This is a genomic window from Rhizobium redzepovicii (genome assembly GCF_019793435.1).
GTDB lineage: Bacteria > Pseudomonadota > Alphaproteobacteria > Rhizobiales > Rhizobiaceae > Rhizobium > Rhizobium redzepovicii.
In genome coordinates this window covers 412648-432095 of record NZ_JAILYH010000001.1, presented here as the reverse complement: position 1 = coordinate 432095, position 19448 = coordinate 412648, and the positions used below count along the sequence as shown (strand labels likewise).

13 protein-coding genes and 1 pseudogene are annotated in these 19448 nt (G+C 60.6%); 8 read left to right on the top strand and 6 right to left on the bottom strand.

Annotated features, from left to right (window positions below; all coding sequences use genetic code 11):
* Positions 1-26: 26 nt before the first annotated feature.
* The 3 genes and pseudogenes from K6N12_RS01990 (at position 27) to K6N12_RS01980 (ending at position 2976) form a co-directional block, all read left to right on the top strand.
* On the top strand, positions 27-548 hold the full coding sequence (locus K6N12_RS01990; RefSeq protein WP_222148642.1) for a DUF6428 family protein: 522 nt from the start codon (positions 27-29) through the stop codon (positions 546-548).
* Positions 549-786: 238 nt separating this feature from the next.
* Positions 787-1045 (top strand): annotated as a pseudogene (locus tag K6N12_RS01985) (FHA domain-containing protein); the annotation flags it as partial.
* Positions 1046-1194: 149 nt separating this feature from the next.
* The gene (locus K6N12_RS01980; protein WP_097625717.1) at positions 1195-2976 is read left to right on the top strand and encodes an adenylate/guanylate cyclase domain-containing protein; all 1782 of its coding nucleotides are present in this window, start codon (positions 1195-1197) and stop codon (positions 2974-2976) included.
* A 200-nt stretch (positions 2977-3176) separates the two neighbouring features.
* On the opposite strand, the gene K6N12_RS01975 is transcribed toward K6N12_RS01980, so the two are convergent.
* Positions 3177-5105, bottom strand: coding sequence for an adenylate/guanylate cyclase domain-containing protein (locus K6N12_RS01975; RefSeq protein WP_222148671.1), 1929 nt, complete (start codon positions 5103-5105; stop codon positions 3177-3179).
* 297 nt (positions 5106-5402) lie between these two features.
* Here K6N12_RS01975 and K6N12_RS01970 point away from each other — a divergent pair, with 297 nt between their 5' ends.
* Positions 5403-6173, top strand: coding sequence for an SDR family NAD(P)-dependent oxidoreductase (locus K6N12_RS01970; RefSeq protein WP_097625715.1), 771 nt, complete (start codon positions 5403-5405; stop codon positions 6171-6173).
* Positions 6174-6525: 352 nt separating this feature from the next.
* Here the strand turns inward: K6N12_RS01970 and K6N12_RS01965 are convergent, their stop codons facing one another.
* Both K6N12_RS01965 and K6N12_RS01960 read right to left on the bottom strand, forming a co-directional pair.
* Entirely contained in the window at positions 6526-7692 is a 1167-nt protein-coding gene (locus tag K6N12_RS01965; RefSeq protein ID WP_222148641.1) for a sulfite oxidase, read from the bottom strand.
* Positions 7693-8579: 887 nt separating this feature from the next.
* Positions 8580-9464, bottom strand: coding sequence for a LysR family transcriptional regulator (locus K6N12_RS01960; protein ID WP_222148640.1), 885 nt, complete (start codon positions 9462-9464; stop codon positions 8580-8582).
* 126 nt (positions 9465-9590) lie between these two features.
* Here K6N12_RS01960 and K6N12_RS01955 point away from each other — a divergent pair, with 126 nt between their 5' ends.
* The gene (locus K6N12_RS01955) at positions 9591-9776 is read left to right on the top strand and encodes a 4-oxalocrotonate tautomerase (RefSeq protein ID WP_003594927.1); all 186 of its coding nucleotides are present in this window, start codon (positions 9591-9593) and stop codon (positions 9774-9776) included.
* A gap of 221 nt (positions 9777-9997) precedes the next feature.
* Here K6N12_RS01955 and K6N12_RS01950 read toward each other — a convergent pair whose 3' ends face one another.
* A complete protein-coding gene (locus tag K6N12_RS01950) occupies positions 9998-10906 on the bottom strand; it encodes a LysR family transcriptional regulator (RefSeq protein ID WP_183854762.1) in 909 nt (302 codons plus the stop codon).
* A 151-nt stretch (positions 10907-11057) separates the two neighbouring features.
* Between K6N12_RS01950 and K6N12_RS01945 the strand changes: the two genes are divergently transcribed.
* Positions 11058-12548: a GMC family oxidoreductase gene (locus tag K6N12_RS01945; protein ID WP_222148639.1), complete on the top strand. Its 1491-nt coding sequence runs from the start codon at positions 11058-11060 to the stop codon at positions 12546-12548.
* A gap of 38 nt (positions 12549-12586) precedes the next feature.
* The gene (locus tag K6N12_RS01940) at positions 12587-15091 is read left to right on the top strand and encodes a CoA transferase (RefSeq protein WP_246645358.1); all 2505 of its coding nucleotides are present in this window, start codon (positions 12587-12589) and stop codon (positions 15089-15091) included.
* A 167-nt stretch (positions 15092-15258) separates the two neighbouring features.
* Here the strand turns inward: K6N12_RS01940 and K6N12_RS01935 are convergent, their stop codons facing one another.
* Positions 15259-15450 (bottom strand): DUF6494 family protein, encoded by a 192-nt coding sequence (locus K6N12_RS01935; RefSeq protein WP_097625710.1) that lies wholly within the window; start codon positions 15448-15450, stop codon positions 15259-15261.
* A gap of 331 nt (positions 15451-15781) precedes the next feature.
* Here K6N12_RS01935 and K6N12_RS01930 point away from each other — a divergent pair, with 331 nt between their 5' ends.
* The gene (locus K6N12_RS01930; RefSeq protein WP_183777818.1) at positions 15782-17554 is read left to right on the top strand and encodes an adenylate/guanylate cyclase domain-containing protein; all 1773 of its coding nucleotides are present in this window, start codon (positions 15782-15784) and stop codon (positions 17552-17554) included.
* A gap of 76 nt (positions 17555-17630) precedes the next feature.
* Here the strand turns inward: K6N12_RS01930 and K6N12_RS01925 are convergent, their stop codons facing one another.
* Positions 17631-19334, bottom strand: coding sequence for an adenylate/guanylate cyclase domain-containing protein (locus K6N12_RS01925; protein ID WP_222148637.1), 1704 nt, complete (start codon positions 19332-19334; stop codon positions 17631-17633).
* Positions 19335-19448: the final 114 nt, after the last annotated feature.

The window sequence follows — 19448 nt, the reverse complement described above, 5'->3', positions numbered from 1 at the left end:
GAAATATTGAAACAGGAGTAGCCGAAATGAATGCGATCGACAAGCCCCTTCTCGAGACCGACATCAGCCTGGGTCACCTCCTTGAGACGATCGACGGCGTCCGTGAACTGCCGCTGATCTTCTCCTATGACGGCCGACCGGTGAAATCCGGTTACCATGTAACTGAGGTCAAGGCCGGGCAGTTCGCCGCGCTTGACTGCGGTGCCAACCCCGAAGCCTGGTCGGAAATCTTCGTGCAGCTTTGGGATGTCGACGAGGAAAATCGTACGCACATGGCGGCCGGCAAGTTTGCGGCGATCATTCGCAAGGTGTCGGAGCACGTACTGCTCGATGGTTCTGCCAAGCTGACCTTCGAAGTCAGCGACGGCATCCGGCCGATGCAGCTTTATTGTGCCTCGATGCCGACCGTGCAGGGCGGTGCTCTGCATGTCGAGCTGACGCCGCGTCCGGCAAGCTGCAAACCCCGCGACCGATGGCTGAAAGAAGAAAACCGCAAGTCATCTGCCTGCTGTGGCCCGTCAACGGCACAAAGCGCCTGCTGCGGCTAAGCCGCCGTTGTCGGAAGATCCGGCGACTAAGCCGGCAAGTTCACGGGGAGAAAAGCAGTCGCTACGGAGGGCCGCTCGCCGGCACCGGGGCGCGGTGCGTTGCAGGGCTGTTGTATGGCTGGCCGAGAGGCCTCGTTTCCCCACCACGCATTGCGGCAGTCGCACAGGTTTGGTTTGCCAGCGCTTAGGGCTTGGTGCATGCCGGGAAGCTGGCGAGCGGCATTGTCTCTATCAAGCGGTTGCGCTCGATGGCGATGCAGCCTATGCGGCGGCCGAGCCGTCGGACGACGCCGCGCTGGCAAAGGCACTCGAACCGATCGTCGAGGCGTACAAACGCACCGCACTTGCAGCACTCGCCTCGGAAAACCGCGGCAACAAACGCTGGCGCAGACGCTTTACCAGCAGACCTATGATCTGGTTCTCGACATCAACTGCCCGGCGGCGCGCGCTTTGCGCTGCAGCGGCGGGCGGCTGTGAAGCCGCCTGCCAAGCGTTGACAGCCGGTCTCGTGTCGCTGCTCGGGACCTCGCGCGCCGCTGACCACTGTCGGCCTAAGCAGATGTTGCCACCAAATCCCAAGCGGTAGAGCTTGACCTCGGCGCAAGTGAAAAACGCGGCATGCTCGCACACCGTTTGGAGTCGGTGTATGATCTCCGCCGAAGGGAGATGGGGGGTGCCAACGGGTCAGGCCAAACGCAGGCTTTGCGCTATTTTCGCCGCCGATGTGGCTGGCTATAGCCGCCTTGTGGGTATTGATGAGGAGGGCACCCTTTCCCGGCTGACCATGCATCGCCGCGACGTTCTTGATCCGGTTATCCTGAGGAATGGCGGCGGTATTGTCAAAACCACTGGTGATGGATTGCTCGCACAGTTCGCGAGCGTCATTGATGCAGTTCGATGCGCGGTCGAAGTGCAAACTCTTATGGCCAGTCGCAACGCCAGCGAGGCCGAGGGTATGCGCATGGATTTCCGTATCGGCATCAATGTCGGAGATATCCTGGAGCAAGATGGTGACATTTTCGGTGACGGCGTCAACATCACCGCACGGCTCGAAGGCATAGCCGAACCCGGCGGTATCTGCGTTTCGGCCCGCGTGCGGGACGATGCGGCGGGGAAAGTTGACTATGCCTTCGACGATATGGGTGAGCAGGCACTGAAGAACATCGAGCATCCGGTCCGCGCTTTTAGGGTGCGGGTTGTGAACCCTCCCACAGTCGGCCCATCCGGGCAGGCCACGTCACTCGGCAAACCGTCGATTGCTGTTCTGCCATTCCAGAACATGAGCGGCGACCCGGAACAGGAGTATTTTGGTGATGGCATAACCGAAGACATCATCACCGCCTTGTCGAAGGCGCGAGGCGTCCTCGTCATCGCGCGCAATTCGACCTTCGCTTTCAAGGGCAAGGCAGTGAGCAGCCGTCAGGTCGCTCGTGAACTTGGCGTTCGCTACGTCCTGGGAGGCAGCGTTCGCAAGGCAGGGGATCGTCTACGGGTCACTGGTCACCTTGCTGACGCGACCAGCGACAACCACATTTGGGCGGAGCACTACGATCGGCCTATCTCCGACATCTTTGCGCTGCAGGACGAGATCACCGCCAATGTTGCCGCAGCGATTGAGCCACAGCTCTACGCCGCCGAGAACCTTCGCCTGCAGAGCAAGCCGCCGGAGAGCCTCGACGCCTGGGGCTGTGTCGTGCGAGCAATGCCCTATATCTGGACATGGGTTTCGCAAAAAGACGACACGGGGATAGCACTGCTGAAGCGGGCTATCGAACTTGACCCCGGTTATGCGCGGGCGCGTAGTCTGCTCGCTTGGATTTTCGCCACGCGGGTTGCACTCGGCAATATGGATTTCGAGCGCGGCGTATCTGACGGATTGATTCTTGCCCAACGGGCGATCGACCTCGATCCAGACGATCCCTGGGGACATCTGGCCGCCGCCTATATCTTTACCTTTACGCGGCGCTTCGGCCCAGCAGTTGAAGAACTCAATGAATCTTTGCAACGCAACCCGTGCTTCGCACTGGCGCGCGTCATTTTGGCCGTCACCTACGCTTATGCAGGGCTTGCGGAAGAGGGTTATCGCCAGCTGGAAATCGCGAGTCGACTGAGCCCCCGCGACTTCGCGCAGCCCGCGAATTTATCGATCGAAGGCCTATGCCATCTGATCGCGGGCCGCTACGCCGACGCGGTTACTGCCGAGCGGCGTGCTGTTCAACTACGGCCCGACTTCGGTACTGCCTGGCGGACGCTGACGGCAGCCGCGGGCCTCACTGGTGATTTGGAAGTTGCACGACAGGGTCTCGCCGAGTGCAAGCGCCTGCAGCCAAACCTCAGCATCGCCTGGGTCGAGAAATACCACCCGCTAATCCGAGCGGAGGACCGCGCCAGATACATCGAGGGCTTGCGACTGGCGGGCCTGGAGTAAGTCAGGCTCGGCGATTATTGGGGCGCGGCATCCTCCAACGTCCTCATGCTTGAGGTGCGCAGCCCGAAAGGGCGAAGCCTCGAAGCAAGCAGCAACGCTGCTTCTTGCGTGTATCAACGCCTGACCCGCCCTCCATTCGAGGCCCTGTGGGACACCTCAGGATGGGGCTCTCTTGGAGTGGCGCGCGTTGCAGAGCTGTTTTATGGCTGGCCGAGAGGCTTCGCCTTCGCCTCGCATTCCAGCAGCCGCACCGGTTTGGCGAGGTTTGCCAGTGCCTCGGGCCTGGCGCATGCCGGGAAGCCGGCGAGCGGCATTGTCTCTATGAAGCGGTTGCGCTCGATTGCGCTGAGGCCGGGTTCGTTGATCATGCTTTCGACGGTCACCTCGGGGTGCTGTTTGAGAGCTTCCGTGGCCGAAGCCTTCGCCTCGTCGGCTCGGCCCAGCGCCGCAAGCGAGCTGCTGCGCACCACCCAGGTCCATCTCTGGTAGTTGTTGGGCGTCATGCGCTCCAGCATCGTCACCGCGTCCTGATACCGCCCCGCCATGAAATAGGCAGGTGCGAAGAAATTGGACGCCCACATCGGATAGTTCGGGTCGAGCCGCATAACCTTGTCGACCATTTGAGCACCGCGTTCCGGCTCGTTGAAGCGGGCGGCAAAGCCGCTGTAAAAGGTCAGGATTTCGGACGAGCCCGGAGCCAGGCGAAGGGCCGTGTCGAATTCGGACTTGGCGCGGCCCATGTCGCCCTTGTTGGCAAGGCTCATGCCGAACACCGCATGGGCTTCGGCGTCGCTCGGATCAAGCCGCACGGCGCGTTCGGCCACATCGGCGGCCAGCTTGCGGTTGCCCTCGGGATCGGCGCCGAACACGCCCATCAGATCATGAGCGTGGTAAAGCTCTACCCAGGCCCGCGCCAGCCCGGGGTCCAGCGCGACAGCGCGGTTGAGAAAGGTGATCGCCTCCTCGTCATCGGCTTTGGTGAGCTTTTCGATCTTCTCGGAGCCGAGCAGATAATAATCATAGGCATTCAGGTTTTCAGGCCGTTTGCGTTTGGCGGCGGCCCGCCCGGCCTCTTGAATCAGCCCTACGCCGCCGCCGAGGCGGTTGGCGACCTGCTCGGCGATTTCGGTTTGAACGGCGAACACGTCCTCGGCGGGCCGATCCCAATTCTCCGACCAAAGATGATGGCCGGTTTTTGCATCGATCAACTGTGCGGTGATCCGCACCCGGCCGCTCTGCCGCTGGATCGAGCCTTCCAAGACGAAGCCGACATGGAGCGCAGTTGCGACCTGGCGGGCATCCACCGGCTTGCCTTTGTAAACTTCCGTCGAATTCCGCGCCACCACCTCGAATTCGGGAAACCGCGCGAGGTCGGTGATGATGTCCTCGGTCAGGCCATCGGCCAGACGCCCGCTCGCCTCGTCGCCGCCGAAATTGTCGAAGGGCAGCACCGCCACCGACGGCTTGCCGCTCTGAGGTTCGGGCTGGAGAAACCACCAGGCGGCCCCGCCGCCTGCAAGAGCCAGCGCCACGATCGCTGCCGCAGCCATCCTGGTCCAGCGCGGCATCATGGCGCGGAGCGGGCGACGCGCCCGTTTGCCGTCGAGCCTCAGCCGATACATCCGCACCGGGCGGCTGATGTTCTTGACCTGCTGCTCGCCGGCGAAATCGAGCGGCCAGTCGAGTTTGCCCTGGAGATGATCGTATGCCGTGCCTGACACCACCACCCCGCCAGGCTCGGCCAAATGCTCCAGCCGCGCGGCGACATTCACCCCATCGCCATAGAGATCGCCATCCACCAGGGCGACATCGCCGAGATTGATGCCGACGCGGAAGATGATGCGCTCCGGCTGCGGCAGCTCGGCGTTGCGCGCCGCCACGGCATTTTGAAACTCCGCGGCGCAGGCAACCGCATCCACCACGCTGTCGAAGGCGACGAGCGCGCCGTCGCCCATCAGCTTGATAATGGTGCCATGGCGCGCAGAGATAGCGGGATTGATCAGCTCGGCGCGGATCGCCTTCAGCCGCTTGATGGTGCCGGCTTCATCGGCCTCCATCGCTTTGGAGTAACCGACCATATCCGCCGCGAGGATCGCCAGCAGCTTCCGGTCGAGCGCGGGGGTGCCCATCATCGTTGCCTTGCATGACCATGCAATCGTGCCGGCAGTCTACACCCATCGAAGCGCCGCAACTAGCAAAGCTGCCAAAACGGCATGTCTGCTTGTGGGCGAAGCCGGCAGCGATTGGGTTTGTTGCGCCTGATGTCGGCACACCCGCCTCGTCCTTCGAGGCCCCTGCGGGGCGCGTCAGGATGAGGGCTCTCTTGAACCCTGGCGCTGCATTCTCCGACCCCCGTGATTTGTGGAATATCTGGCATCCGCCCGGCGACCCTGTCATAAATTGATGTCATCGAGGGAGGCACGATCATGCAGAAGAATGCGCCGGACTTCAGCCTTGAGGGCAAGGTGACTTTGGTGACGGGAGCGAGCCGTGGGATCGGTCGAGCTTGCGCGCTTGCCTGTGCCGCAGCGGGCTCCGATATTGTTCTGGGGGTCCGCGATGTCGCGGCGTCGGCGGGACTGGTTGCCGAACTCGAGGGGCTGGGACGAAAAATTCTCGCTGTTGAACTGGATATTCCCAACAAGGCCCATATCGCCCAAGCCGTCGATGCAGCGCTTGGTACATTCGGCCGGATCGACGTCCTCATCAACAATGTCGGTGTGGCTCCCGGCAATCTTGCGGAACTCGTTGAGGAGAAGGACCTTGACGAGATCCTCGATGTCAACATCAAGGGCACCTTTCTGATGACGCAGGCAGTGGGGCGTCAGATGATCAAGCGCAATGGCGGCCGGATCATCAACATCAGCTCACAGGCCGGCACCGTGGCGCTGCGCGGCGAGGCCATCTATTGCATGAGCAAGGCGGCAATCAATCACCTGACGCGCTGCCTTGCCGCCGAATGGGCAGCCTATAATATCACCGTGAACACCGTATCGCCGACCTTCATCCACACCGATGGTACAGCACCTTTTCTCTCCGATGCCGACAATCGCAAAGCGACGCTCGATCACATTCCACTCGGCCGGATCGGTGAAACCGATGATGTGGTGGGTGCCGTCGTCTTCCTGGCATCGCCGGCTGCGAGCCTGATTACCGGCGCCAACCTGCTGGTGGACGGTGGATGGTCCGTCGCCTGAGGCCGAGGCTGCTGTGGTGCAAGTCTTATCCGGACGATAACGACAATTTCCCAGATTGGGATCACCTTCCATCACCGGCAAATGCGATGGCTATCCGCGATTTCTATCGGTATGACCTGGAGAACAATGGGTGTGCCCGCTTCGGGCACTTTCCGCCGAGACAATTCGTCGCTTTCGGCCCAAGGAAGCCATCCAAGGTTGGATCACTTAAAGACTGCTTCGCGCCTAAAAGCGGAAGTTCGTCCCGCGCACGCGAAATACGCTTGCTCGACAGCAATGACGAAATGACCCCATGTTCGGCATGAGGTCAAATCGGTCCTCCTTGAGGTGTATGGCCGGCTCGTAGACCTTCTCAAGCAATGCCGATGCGGCGCGTGACCTGGCCGTTGCTTTCCCAGTAAGTATGTTTCTTGGTAATCCAGGGATCATCCATGGCAGGCTGGATTTGTCCCGCCATGTCAGTGGCGCGCGAGGTGACCGTGTGCTCGCCCTTTGATGGGTCTTTCCAGTCGAGATACCACACCTTCCAAGCGAATTCAGCTTCTTCACCATGGTCGATCGTCGCTTCAAGCCATGGGCCATCATCAACCTTCACTTCGACCTTGGCGATTGGAGCGCCCCACGCTGCACCGCTGATCCGGTATCCGCCATCGCTACGCGTCACTCTGGCAGGCGCGGACTTCAGCAATGCACGGCCGACCGAGGTCTCGGCCCACACGGTCTCACCATTGTGCTCTTCTTCGCGGATGGTGACATAGTCTCGTCCCATCAACAGACTCATGAAGCGCGTGTTGCGTATCTCGATGCGCTTGAGCCACTTGACGTTGGCTATGCCATACCAGCCGGGTGCGATGAGCCGCACCGGGGAACCGTTGGGTGGCGGCAGGGCGACCCCATTCATCTCGTAGCAGAGGATGTTATTGGGGCTCATCGCATCGGCGAGCGACATGCTGCGGGCGAAATTCTGATGCATCTTGACGTCGCGATTATCGTCCTTGAGAGCGATGTCGCCGACATCAGTGCCCCAAAAAACAACTTCGATGCCGTTTTCCTTCACGCCTGCCTCTTCAAGTATGGCGGCGAGCGGTGTGCCAGCCCAGCGGGCATTGCCAATGCCGCCGGTAAAAAATGGAAAACCGTGATTGCCCGAACATTCCACCGTGAAAACCACCTCCTGGCGCGGCCGTGCCTTGAGGTCGGCAAGCGACAGGCTTAGAGGCTTCTTCACTAACCCTTCGATTTCCAGTTTCCAGGCATTCGCATCAATGGTTGGCCGATCAAAATGGGCGATGCTGAAGAACTTCTCATTTGGTGTCACCCATGAATCCATATCCTCCCAGACAAGCTGGCTCTGGATGACCGCCGGAACGGGATTGGGCTGCGGCTGGTCTAGCCACGGGATCACGGTCTCACCCGCCCGGCTTGGAAAGGCTTGGGCAAACTGTGAAGTGAAGACCGCCAGTGCGGCGACGGCTGCGCTGCCTTGAACGATGAATTCGCGGCGTGCAAGATCATACATGATGGTTTCTCCTCCAGTGTGAAAGGCTGATTTCTCCTCCAGGCATAAAAGTCACAGCGGCCGGAATCGCACAAAGGAGAGGCCGGCCGAGGCGGGCAGTCTTGAGAGCGCTCGGAACGAGGCGAGTTAGAAGCACGCCATGTCTTAAGGCGGCGCCTCCCGCTCTCAGTCGCTGGCTCCATCAGGTCCCAGCCAGCGACCTGCAAACGTACGCCTTATGTGCGTTCGTGGCGAGGGCAAACATCAGGATTCGCTAATGAACGCCCGATAGCTACAGTCAAAGATAGACGTATCCGCCGATAGCGGTCTTGCCGTTCGGTGAGAGAACGCTCGTTTGTTGCTAAACTTCCCGACCGGGAAGACGACCGACGGTATGAGCACCAGCTATTCTGGAGAGCCGCCTGGTTACATCACCGATCTCGCCACCACTCGCCCCTGCGCCGCAGCACACTGCAAGACGCCCTCCCGCGCGCAGCGGGTTCATTCTTCGGCCACAAATCGGTCACCCCTCGAGCGAGAGCCACATCCGCTTCTGGCGCGTAAAGCGGAAATTGCCCGCAGCCGTCTGTGGCGTGTAGTGGCCATAGCCCCGCAATGCCACTTGATCCCGAATCTCGAAATGATGCCGCCCCGGTGTATGCGGCATTCCGCTTTCCCGTTCCGCTCTCACCCTTCGGATCGTTCACGCAATTCGGCGGTAATCCGGAAGATGCCGCCGCCGGACGTGCTCCAGCGAATAACTTCCTGCCGGCACTGTCTCGAAGGCAAATGTCCACGAAGCCGTGCGCCGACAGCGCCTCGAGATCAGAAAAGATCGACTTGTAGGCTGAGAGCGCGAGCTTATAGGCCTCCGCACTGTAACGGCCGTCGGCCTCGACCGAGCTTCACTAGCCAAACCGTTCCACCAGGAAATCGATCACCGTCCGCAGCATCGCTGTCGGCCGGCGGTTCGGCGCGTAGACGAGGGACATCGGAACAGGCTTGTAGGACCATTCCGGCAGCACCTGCTCGAGCCGTCCCTCGGCGATATCGGTGGCGAGCAGCAGTTCCGGCTGGAGAACGATTCCTGCGCCGCTGAGCGCGGCCATGCGAAGGGCTGCCCCCTGGTTGGTGGAGAATTTTCCGGAGATTAACACGTCACGCAGTTCGCCTCCCGGCCCGACCAGATGCCAGCGATCCTGCATACGCCAATAGGAATGGCCGAGGCAGAGATGGTTGGTCAGTGCCTCGGGCGAAGCCGGCCGGCCATGGCGGGCAAGGTAATCCGGCGAAGCAGCGAGAATCCGCCGGTAGGGCGTGAGCGGGCGGGCGACCAGGCTGTCGTCGGAGAGCGGGCCGATGTGGATGCCGAGTTCGAAGCCCTCGCCGACGAGGTCATGGACATTGTTGTCGAGCGACAGCTCGATGCTGACGTCGGGATAGGCGTTCTGGTAATCGATCAGCGCCGGCACCAGGATCTGCGTCCCGAAGCTGACGGGTGCCACCACGCGAAGCCGGCCGCGCGGCGCCGATTGCAGCTCGCTCGCCGAAGCCTCGGCCAGCGCCACTTCGGACAGCGCGCGTTTGCAGCGCTCGTAATAGAGCTGGCCGACCTCCGTCAGTTGATGGCGGCGCGTGGTGCGATGGATCAGCTTCGCCCCGAGCCGGGTCTCGATGGTCTTGATGTGCTTGGCGACCATGGCAGGCGACACTTGCGCGATCTCCGCGGCGGCCGCGAAACTGCCGTTGTCGATGACCCGGACGAACATCGCCATGCCGGCCAGCTTGTCCATGATTGCCTACCTGTTGGTTTTGAATGACGATACCCAGAGCCTATTTATCAACCTCAGCATTTGCAACATGGTGGTCATGCCCGCGCCAAAGGCGACGGACATTGCCAACATGACCAAGGAGAAAACATGCCTATTCTTCACCTGCAGATGCATCCCGGCCGCACCGACGATCAGAAACGCGCCTTCGCCCGCGAAGCGACCAAGGCCGCCGTCGAAACGCTGGCATGCCCGCCGGAATCGGTGGAAATCCTGATAACGGAGATCGCCAAGGATTCCTGGGCGGTCGGCGGCAAGTTGAAATCCGAGGCTTGATTGACGACCCGCAGCATCGAAGGCTCGAGCTGCGGGACGCCGCCATGCTATTGGACAGGGAGCCGGCACGCGGCTTCCGTGTTGACCGCGTCGGGCGACCGGTTGACCTACTGGCTGCTGCGAATCCACCGCCCGCAAGCTGGGGGCACCTGGCTTCGCCCGGACTTAGGCTTTCGGCGCATCTGAGCCATGGCGGAGTTATCCCCTAAGCGGACATTTAGCTACGGTCGCTTGAAGTGATATGTCAAGCCCGCTGTCAGTGCCGCCAGCAGCCTGGCACCAATGCGCGAGTTGAAGAAGGCGGCCGGTCCTACGAGGTAATAGCCCCTGTCAGAGACGAGAGGTTCGTCGTCCAGTGTGACTAACAGTCCATTGGCGAGCAACTCATCGATGACACCCTTCCATCCGAGCGCTATGCCGTGGCCCATGAGCGTCTCGTGGATTGCGATGCCGTGATTTGTCACCTCAATTCCACCGTCGATGACGGCGGAGCCCGGAGCACGCGCCTCGCGCCAGTCTTGCCAGCTGAACCACCTTTGATCGCGGTCCTCCAAGTGAATAAGCGGACCATTCTCAAGTAGCGCTGATCGTGGCTGGTCCAGCAGTCGACAGGCGAGTGACGGCGCGGCGACTGGCACTACCACTTCCGGCATGAGCAGGTGACTTGTCTGGCCCGCCCAGTGTCCATCACCAAAGAGAATGGCACAATCGACATCATTGAGGGGAATGTCGCTGTCGCGTTCCGCCGTCGTCACCCTGACAGCAAGGTCGGGTTCGCTCTGCTTCAACTTCGAGAGCCTGGGCATCAGCCAGAACATTGCGATACCGGGATAGGTCGAGAGAGTAAGGCCGGGTTTGCGGGCTTTCTGCCGCAAGGCACCCGTAGCACGAGAGATATCCTCTAGTGCAACGGATATTCGGTTGTAATACGCCATACCCTCAGGCGTCGGGGTCGCAACCGTGGCATTGCGGTCGAACAGCCTTAGACCGATATCTTTCTCCAATGTCTGAATCTGATGGCTGACTGCCGGTTGGCCAACATTCATTTCGCTGGCAGCCTTCGTGAAGCTGCGCAGGCGCACGCAGCTTTCGAACACTCGGAGCGCTTTTAGAGGCGGGAGGTCTCGCATTGTTTATGCTCCAATCCGGGGACCGGCTACTTTAACAAACTCATCGAAAAAAGTAATGACCCCATGAAACTTTCCGGCCTTTTCGGAGGTGGCCGTTTCGTGCGATCCAGAGCGCATGGAGAGACGCGTTTGCGACGGCAGGATGGGAAGAATGGACGACCGGACTTTCGATTACATCGTCATTGGCGGCGGCACTGCCGGATGCCTGCTCGCCAACCGCTTGAGCCGCGATCCGTCGCGCCGCGTCCTCCTTCTGGAAGCAGGCAAGAAGGACAACTATCCCTGGATACACATCCCCGTCGGCTATCTTTATTGCATCGGCAATCCGCGCACCGACTGGCTCTACAAAACGGCTCCCGATCCGGGTCTGAACGGCCGTTCACTGCGCTATCCCAGAGGCAAGACGCTTGGTGGAAGCTCATCGATCAATGGAATGATCTATATGCGGGGACAGGCACGGGACTACGATGCCTGGGCTGCAGAAACTGGAGACGCCAGCTGGTCATGGGATCAGGTTCTGCCCTATTTCAAGGCCCATGAAGACCATTACCGCATGGATGGCGGCGCGGACCCCGAAACGGGCGGCAACAGCCGATTTTCCGACACGCATGGTCACGGTGGTGAATGGCGGATCGAAATGCAGCGCCTTCGCTGGGATGTGCTGGAGGCCTTTGCCGATGCTGCAGGTGAAGCAGGGTTTCCAAGAACCGACGATTTCAACAGCGGCGACAACGAGGGTGTCGGATATTTCGAAGTCAATCAGCGATCCGGCTGGCGCTGGAATGCCTCCAAGGCTTTCCTACGCCCCGTACGCAAACGGGCCAATCTGACGATCCTGACCGAGGCGCATGTCGAACGTCTTGTGATCGATGCCAAGGCAGCCGGAAGGAAGGTCTGCAAAGGTGTGACGGTTCGTCATCGCGGGCAAAAGGTCGAGTATGCGTCCCGCCGTGACGTCATCCTCTCGGCGGGAGCCGTCGGCTCTCCACAAATCCTGCAACTGTCCGGCATCGGGCCGGGTGCGCTGCTGCGCAAGTCGCAGCTGGGTGCCTTTACCCGGTCCGATCCGTCTCAAGCGCATGCTAATGTGGAATACCATGTGCAGCCATTGAGCCTCGATGCCTTTGGAGAACCGTTGCATGGATTTCCGGCCCTGACCGCCAGTGTCTGCAATCTCAATCCCACGAGCCGCGGCAGCGTTCGGATCACCTCAGCACGGATGGAAGACGCTCCGGAGATCGCGCCCAATTATCTGGCGACGGCAGAGGACCGGAAGGTGGCCGTGGACAGCCTGAGACAGGTTCGCGTCATCGCCAGCATGCCAGCACTACAAAAATATAGGCCGCAGGAATGGAAGCCCGGACCGCAATTCCAGGATTATGACGAACTGGTCAAGCTCGCGGGTGACATTGCCAACACGATCTTCCACCCTGTGGGTACGGCGAAAATGGGCTCGGACAGCGATCCGATGGCCGTCGTGGACAACCGTCTGAAGGTACGCGGTATCGACGGACTACGCGTGGTCGATGCCAGCGTCATGCCCACCATCGTCAGTGGCAACACCAATTCGCCGACACTGATGATCGCCGAGAAGGCGGCGTCCATGATCCTGGAGGACGCCCGCAAAGTGGTGGCGTCCTGAAACTCGGCCCTGTTTGCATAATGAAGCGAGACAAAACCATGAACCGTCAAGCGCTGCCCTTCCACGGCATCAAGGTCGTCGATTTCGGCCAGTATATTGCAGGTCCCGCCGTTGCCATGATTTTTGGTGATTTCGGCGCGACGGTCGTTCACGTCGATCCACTGTCCGGTCCGCTGTGGGACAATCCGGCGAACGCGACATTGAACCGAAACAAGCTTCTCGTGAAGCTCGACCTCAAGTCCGATGAGGGCCGTCAGCAGGCGCTGGCGCTGGTGGCTGAGGCCGATGTGGTCATCGAAAATTTCAGGCCCGGCGTGATGAAGCGGCTCGGAATCGACTTCACCGCCTTGCGTGCGGCGAGACCCGATCTGATCACCGTGTCGATCCCAGGGTTCGCATCCGACGACGAGCTGCGGCGCGACTGGCGTGCGTTCGAGGCGGTCATTGCAGCCTCATCCGGCGTCTTTACCGACATGGGGCTGAACCGCGTACTTATGGGCGTGAACCCGTCGTTCTCTCCCCTCCCGCTCTCATCGGCCTACGGAACGATGATCGCTGTTTCGGCAGCCGCCATGGCGCTGCAGGCCCGACAGGGTACCGGCAGAGGCGACCATATTGAAGTCCCGCTGGCGAGCGCCGTGATGGAGGGGCTAACCTACAACTCCATCAAGATCGAGGACTATCCACTCCGCTACCAAACGCAGCGCGAGCAGGAGATCGAACGCCGCCGGGCTGCTGGGCTGGCGATGGATGTGTCGTATGACGATCTCCAGGCCTTTCTCGATCCGTTTTACCGGAGCTACCCATGCAAGGACGGTCGAAGCTTCTACGTCGTCTGCCCGAGCCACAAGCAGCATGCCAAACGCTGTCTCAAAACCCTCGGCATCTATGACGAACTAATCGCCGAAGGTCTACGGGAAGAACCGGACACCTATCTGCCAGTTGACGAATGGACTTCAGACGTGTCGCTGGGCGTGTATCCCCTACCGAAATACTGGGCCGACAAGATCACGGCTAGAATGAAGGGCGTCTTCGTGACGCGGACGGCGGCGGAATGGGAAATAATATTTGGCGAGGGCCAGTTTCCGGGCGCACCGCATCGATGGCTTAAAGAGTGGATCGGCGATGAGCATGCCAAAGCGGCCGGACTGATGATCGAAGTCGACGACCCGGTCTATGGCCGCATGACGCAGCCGGGGCCGATGGCGTGGCTTGAGGAAAGCGGTGAAGCGATGCTGACACCGTCCCCGCGCCGGGATGTTGCGTTTCCTGCGGCGCTGGCGGCATTGAGGGACATCGAGCCGACCCATCCGGACCCAATGCCAGTACCTGCTGATAAAGCGGGCTGGTTGGAAGGTGTCAGGGTACTCGACCTTTGCAACGTGATTGCAGGGCCGCACTCGGTCTCCTATCTCTCGCGTTTTGGTGCCGACGTCATCAAGATCGATCCCGCTACGCCGTTCTTCGATTGCTGGAACACGGTGATCTTCGGCATGACCCACATGCGGGGAAAGCAATCGGTTCTTCTGGATATAGGCTCAGCCGACGGCCGCAAGGTATTCGAAGCGCTTGTCCGGTCCGTGGACATCATCGTGTGGAACGCGACAGACCGGCAGGTAAAGTCCATGGGACTGGACGCCGAAGGCCTCCGCAGTCTCAACCCCGATGCCATTTTTTGCCAGCTTGATTGCTTTGGCGGCGTGCGTCGCGGGCCGCGCACCGATTACCTCGGCTATGACGATCTCGTGCAGGCGGCAACGGGCATCATGTTGCGTTTCGGCGGCTCGATGCAGACGCCGGAAGAACATGCCCATGTCGGCACAATCGACGTGATGTGTGGTTTCGGTGCGGCGCTCGCGGTTGCTGCGGCCCTCTACCAGAAGCGCAAGTCCGGGAAGGCTGGACGAGCGCGGACGTCGCTCTCCGCACTCAGCGCTCTCGCCCAGATGCCGTTTTGTTACGATTATGCCGGACGAGCGGAGTTCAACGAACCGTCCGGACCTGCAGCACGCGGCTATGATGCCTTGCATCAGCTCTACCAGGCAAAGGATGCCTGGATCGTGATTGCCGCCTCACGGAAAGACCTGACCCGTTTTCAGCATGTGGCCGGGCTCGAAATGCTACCTGGCCTGCCGAGCGGCGAATGGGAACGAACGCTTGAGACCGTCATTCCGACCGTTTCTGCGGCCATATGGATCGAGCGCTTCCATGCCGCAGATATCGGCGCGTCGATCTGTAATAACATTGAGACAATTCGCGCCTCGTCGACCCGGTCAGCTGACGGTCAGCCGGGAATTGATCGCGGCACTTACTCCTTCTCGACCTACAAAGACCATCCAAGCGGTCATGTGGTCACGTATCTCGATCCCTATGGTGTCAGACCGGCGGATGCAAAAGTCTTTGCGTTGCCGCCAGCAGAAAAGTACGGAGGGTCGACGCGACAGATATTGTTGGCACTGGGCTATAGCGAAACAGACATTGGCCAGTTGTTCGCAAGCGGGGACGTCAGCGAGAGCTGGAGCCGGGAATATCTTCCGAGCTGAACGGAGCATCAGTAATGCTCACCACTTGTTTGTATGACCAGTTCTGGCCGCTTGTGGCGCGAAGGGGAAAACCGCAGTCGGTCCAGAGCGGCCATGCTTCGATTGCGCGCGGGCGTGGGCCATGAACTTGGGGCAGCCGGACGGTTCGCACGATCGCTTCGCCCGGCCTACGGAAGTTCAATTTCGCCGTCCACCACGTGGTTGAGGCCGGTGCCTTCCGCCGTTAGCGTCATGCGGACCTTCAACGTCTTGCCATCGAACTGCCCCTTGCGCACCGTCTCCTCGATCTTGCGCTGCGAGGTGACGCCGACTTCCTTCAGGAACTTGCGGATCGACATGTTGAAGGCGTCTTCGCTCATGGCGGAACTCCTCTGTGTGCGGAAGGGATGTTAATGGAAGGTAAATCGTCAAGGAAGCAGCAATGACGCCACATGCCCCAGAATCTGACGTAAAAAATTTCGGCTACCTAGATGGGCGTTAGGGGCCGCTTCGGGTCGAGGCGCGACATTTGCGACATCAGTGGCAAGGCGACAGCGACAGTTGACCGCTCCCGGCCCGAAAGCAGACATCGTCGACGGACACGCTGTAGGTCGCAAATGCACCAGAGAACTTGATCTCAGCCGAGATCGCTCTGGGCAGAAGTTCCCCTGTCTCTGTCTTCCTGCTATCGTGGAGATGGGGGACGGCTCTATGAGCGAGAATCGCAAGCTGGCCGCAATTCTGGCCGCGGACGTAGTCGGATACAGCCGGCTCGCCAGCGAGGACGAAGATCGCACCCTGGCAAGGTTGCGGGCACTGCGCAGCGACCTGATCGATCCAACCATCGCAGTGCACAACGGCCGTGTCATCAAGCGCACTGGTGACGGAGCGCTGGTCGAATTCCGCAGCGTTGTCGATGCCGTGCGCTGCGCCATCGAGGTGCAGAACGGCATGGTCGAGCGCAACGCCGGCGTTCAGCAGGATCGGCGCATCGAGTTCCGGATCGGCATCCATCTGGGGGACGTCGTAGAGGAATTCGATGGCGACCTGATGGGCGACGGCGTCAACATCGCCTCGCGTCTCGAGGGTATCGCGGCCCCCGGCGCTATTTGCCTGTCCGAGGACGCCTATCGCCAAGTCAGGGCGAGACTCGATCTCTCCGTCAGCGATCTCGGCAACACGCAACTCAAGAACATTGCCGAGCCGATCCGGATCTATTCGCTCCAGGTCGGCACCGCCGCGGAGGTAAAGCCAGGAGTGCCCGCCGCCGCCGTTGCTCGTGCGCCGGCCGCATTGCCGTTGGACCTCTCGATTGCCGTGCTGCCATTCGTCAACATGAGCGGCGATGCCGAGCAGGAGTACTTCGCTGACGGCATCTCGGAAGACATCATCACAGCTCTATCGAAGCTGTCGCAGCTGTTTGTCATCGCTCGCAACTCGTCGTTTACCTTCAAGGGCCGGAATGTGAACGTGCAGGAAGTGGGCGACAGTCTCAAAGTGCGCTACGTGCTGGAAGGAAGCGTTCGCAAATCCGGCAACAAGGTGAGGATCACCGCGCAGCTGATTGATGCCACCACCGGCGGGCATCAGTGGGCGGAGCGTTTCGATCGCGACCTGACCGATATCTTCGCAGTGCAGGATGACGTCACGCAGCAGATCGTCGGCGCTCTGGAACTCAAGCTGACGGCCGGGGACCACCTGCGGCTCGCGACCGAGCAGACGCAAAATCTGGAAGCCTATGACTGCTTCCTGCGGGGCCGTGAACACATGTGGCAGCTGACGAGAGAGCAGAACATTCAGGGCCGGCAATTGCTGCAGCGCGCCGTCGATCTGGACCCGAAATTCGCCCCGGCGCACGCGTTCCTCGCCGTCACGCACGGGCTGGCCTACGTTAACCAGTGGAGCCGATCGCCGTCGAAATCGCTGGAACAGGCGACCGAGGCTGCGACGCTGGCGGTGGCGCTCGACGATCGGTATCCGTACGCACATTGGGCGCTGGCCGTCGTCAACTTGTACCTGCGACGACTTGACGTGGCCATCCGCGAGGCTGAACGCGCGATTGCGCTTGCTCCCAATCTTGTCGAGGGCCACGAGAGCCTCGGAAACGCGCTGCACTATGCGGGCAGATCCGACGAGGCCCTCGTCTGCTTCGAGCGGGCGATCGCCCTGAATCCATATTATCCAGACATTTTTCTGCACTTCCATGCGCAGGCGATGTTCCAGTTGGGCAGGTACGAGGAGGCCGTTGTCTTCCTGAAGCGACGACTAGTCCGCAATCCAGCCACCGACATCTCACGTGTGTTGCTGGCGGCGAGCTATGGTCACTTGGGCTGCTTGGCGGAGGCTCGCGGGCAGTGGGAGGAAGTCTTCCGGATCAATCCCGATTATTCCCTGGAGCACAGGCGCAAAGTGCTGCCCTACAAGAACCCCGCCGATTTCGAGCGCATTGTGGATGGACTGCGCAAAGCTGGCCTCACCGAGTGATTGCATTCCATCGCCGGCAGTCGTCCCACAGCTTCCGGAGGCTCCACAAAATCCAATGCCTGAGAGACGTCCCGCATCACTCAGGCAGGCCGGCCTTTCGGAAGCCGTCGACAAAGTGGTCTCGTACAGATGCATCGCGCAGCGGCTGGGAGCTGAGCCAATGGCCGATCGTGAAATGAGGGTGGGCGATCAGGAACAATTCTGCTTCTCGCCGCGCCTCCTCACCGTGGCCCAACTGCGCAAGCGCAGCAGCCAGGAATTTGCGTGAGTTGGTACGATACGTGTCTTTCCTGCGGAGCGTAGCGGTTGCCGCCTCATAGTCACGCGCGGCGTATTGCGCCTGCCCAAGATGGCAAAGATACCAGCAGGGTGGGTAGGGATTGAGCCGCAGAGCTTTTTCGATCTGCGCCAGTCCTTCGGCAACCCTGCCGTCCAGCACTGAGATATCAGACATGGCGGCCCAGGTGTCGGCGTGGTTGGGGTCCAGCTCCAGGGCCTTTGCGAAGGCGGCCTCCGATTCCACCCATCGCCGCTCATAGGCCAGAATGGTCCCCAGAACGTAACGGCAGCCGGCATCGTTTGGATCCAGCTCGACCGCCTTCTGCGCCGATGTCGTCGCCATCTCACGGTTAGGATCTTCGGGCTCGCCGAAATGAGTCCAGGCAAGCCAACGGTTATAGGCGAGCAGACCGAGCGCCTCGGCATAGGATGGCTCGAGCTTAACCGCGCGCTGGAGCAGCATATAGGCCTCACGCTCGGTTTGCGGCGACTCTTCCGTCAGGAGGCGGGCGCGCACACACAGGTCGTAGGCCTCAAAGTTCTTCGGCCGATTGCGCGGCGTCGGGATGGTCAGCCGGCCGACGAGGGCTTCGACAATCTTGGCGTTGACTTCATCCTGCAATTCGAAAACATCTTCCACCGTCCTGTCGAACCTCTCGGCCCACAAGTGCCCGCCGTCAGCCGTGTCGACCAGTTGGGCGTTGATGCGGACACGGCCCATTGCGCGTCTGGCGCTCCCCTCCAGGACGTAGCGGACGCCGAGTTCCTGGGCGACCAGCTTTACGTTGACCGGCTTGCCCTTGTAGCCGTAGACGGAATTGCGCGCGATGACGAACAGGCCGGCCGTACGGGAAAGGTCGGTAATCAGGTCTTCAGTCAAGCCGTCGACGAAAGGCGCGTCAGCTTCATTCCCACTCATGTTCGTGAACGGCAATACAGCGATCGACGGACAGTCGGGCAGCGGCAATATGCTTTCCAGCGCATCCGGCCAATGCCACACGTGGACGGGGCGAGTCAGGTTCTTCAGGTAGCGTTCGCCTGCGTCGAAGAACCGGTCGCCGATCTTGCCGACGATCTCGTCGTGAACGCCGGCTGAAATGCAGATACCTCCCGGCGCGGCCTGCGTCTCCAAGCGCGCCGCGACATTTACCCCGTCGCCGAGGACGTCTGAACCATCGTCAATGACATCTCCCAGATTGACACCTACACGTAAAAGTAGTCGTCGATCTCCGGAAGCCCCGACAGTCGTGATGGCCCGCTGCATTTCCAGCGCTGCTTCGACCGCGTCCACCGCGCTGCCGAATTCGATCAGGAAGCCGTCGCCCATGACCTTGAAGATGCGACCGTTGTGGCGCGTCACAGCCGGCTCGATAACGCCAGAACGGAGTTCCCTGAGGTTCGCCAGCGTTGCGACTTCATCAGCCTCCATCAGGCGTGAATATCCCACCACATCGGCAACGACGATGGCAGCGAGACGACGCTGAAGAAATTGATCTGTCATGTGAGGACAAGCCCAACGACCAAATTAGCAAGTTATTGTTCAACTGCGGGTGAGTCAACAAGCCGCAAGAGGTAATGTCCAAGCGGTCTCCACCTCCATTGACTCGGTAGCCTT

What these genes read in the sequence shown, in the direction of transcription:
- K6N12_RS01970 (WP_097625715.1), top strand. Translation starts at nt 5,403, where the DNA reads ATGCAGAAGAATGCGCCGGACTTCAGCCTTGAGGGCAAGGTGACTTTG.
- K6N12_RS01965 (WP_222148641.1), bottom strand. Translation starts at nt 7,692, where the DNA reads ATGTATGATCTTGCACGCCGCGAATTCATCGTTCAAGGCAGCGCAGCC.
- K6N12_RS01960 (WP_222148640.1), bottom strand. Translation starts at nt 9,464, where the DNA reads ATGGACAAGCTGGCCGGCATGGCGATGTTCGTCCGGGTCATCGACAAC.
- K6N12_RS01930 (WP_183777818.1), top strand. Translation starts at nt 15,782, where the DNA reads ATGAGCGAGAATCGCAAGCTGGCCGCAATTCTGGCCGCGGACGTAGTC.
- K6N12_RS01940 (WP_246645358.1), top strand. Translation starts at nt 12,587, where the DNA reads ATGAACCGTCAAGCGCTGCCCTTCCACGGCATCAAGGTCGTCGATTTC.
- K6N12_RS01935 (WP_097625710.1), bottom strand. Translation starts at nt 15,450, where the DNA reads ATGAGCGAAGACGCCTTCAACATGTCGATCCGCAAGTTCCTGAAGGAA.
- K6N12_RS01980 (WP_097625717.1), top strand. Translation starts at nt 1,195, where the DNA reads ATGATCTCCGCCGAAGGGAGATGGGGGGTGCCAACGGGTCAGGCCAAA.
- K6N12_RS01925 (WP_222148637.1), bottom strand. Translation starts at nt 19,334, where the DNA reads ATGACAGATCAATTTCTTCAGCGTCGTCTCGCTGCCATCGTCGTTGCC.
- K6N12_RS01955 (WP_003594927.1), top strand. Translation starts at nt 9,591, where the DNA reads ATGCCTATTCTTCACCTGCAGATGCATCCCGGCCGCACCGACGATCAG.
- K6N12_RS01945 (WP_222148639.1), top strand. Translation starts at nt 11,058, where the DNA reads ATGGACGACCGGACTTTCGATTACATCGTCATTGGCGGCGGCACTGCC.
- K6N12_RS01990 (WP_222148642.1), top strand. Translation starts at nt 27, where the DNA reads ATGAATGCGATCGACAAGCCCCTTCTCGAGACCGACATCAGCCTGGGT.
- K6N12_RS01975 (WP_222148671.1), bottom strand. Translation starts at nt 5,105, where the DNA reads ATGGGCACCCCCGCGCTCGACCGGAAGCTGCTGGCGATCCTCGCGGCG.
- K6N12_RS01950 (WP_183854762.1), bottom strand. Translation starts at nt 10,906, where the DNA reads ATGCGAGACCTCCCGCCTCTAAAAGCGCTCCGAGTGTTCGAAAGCTGC.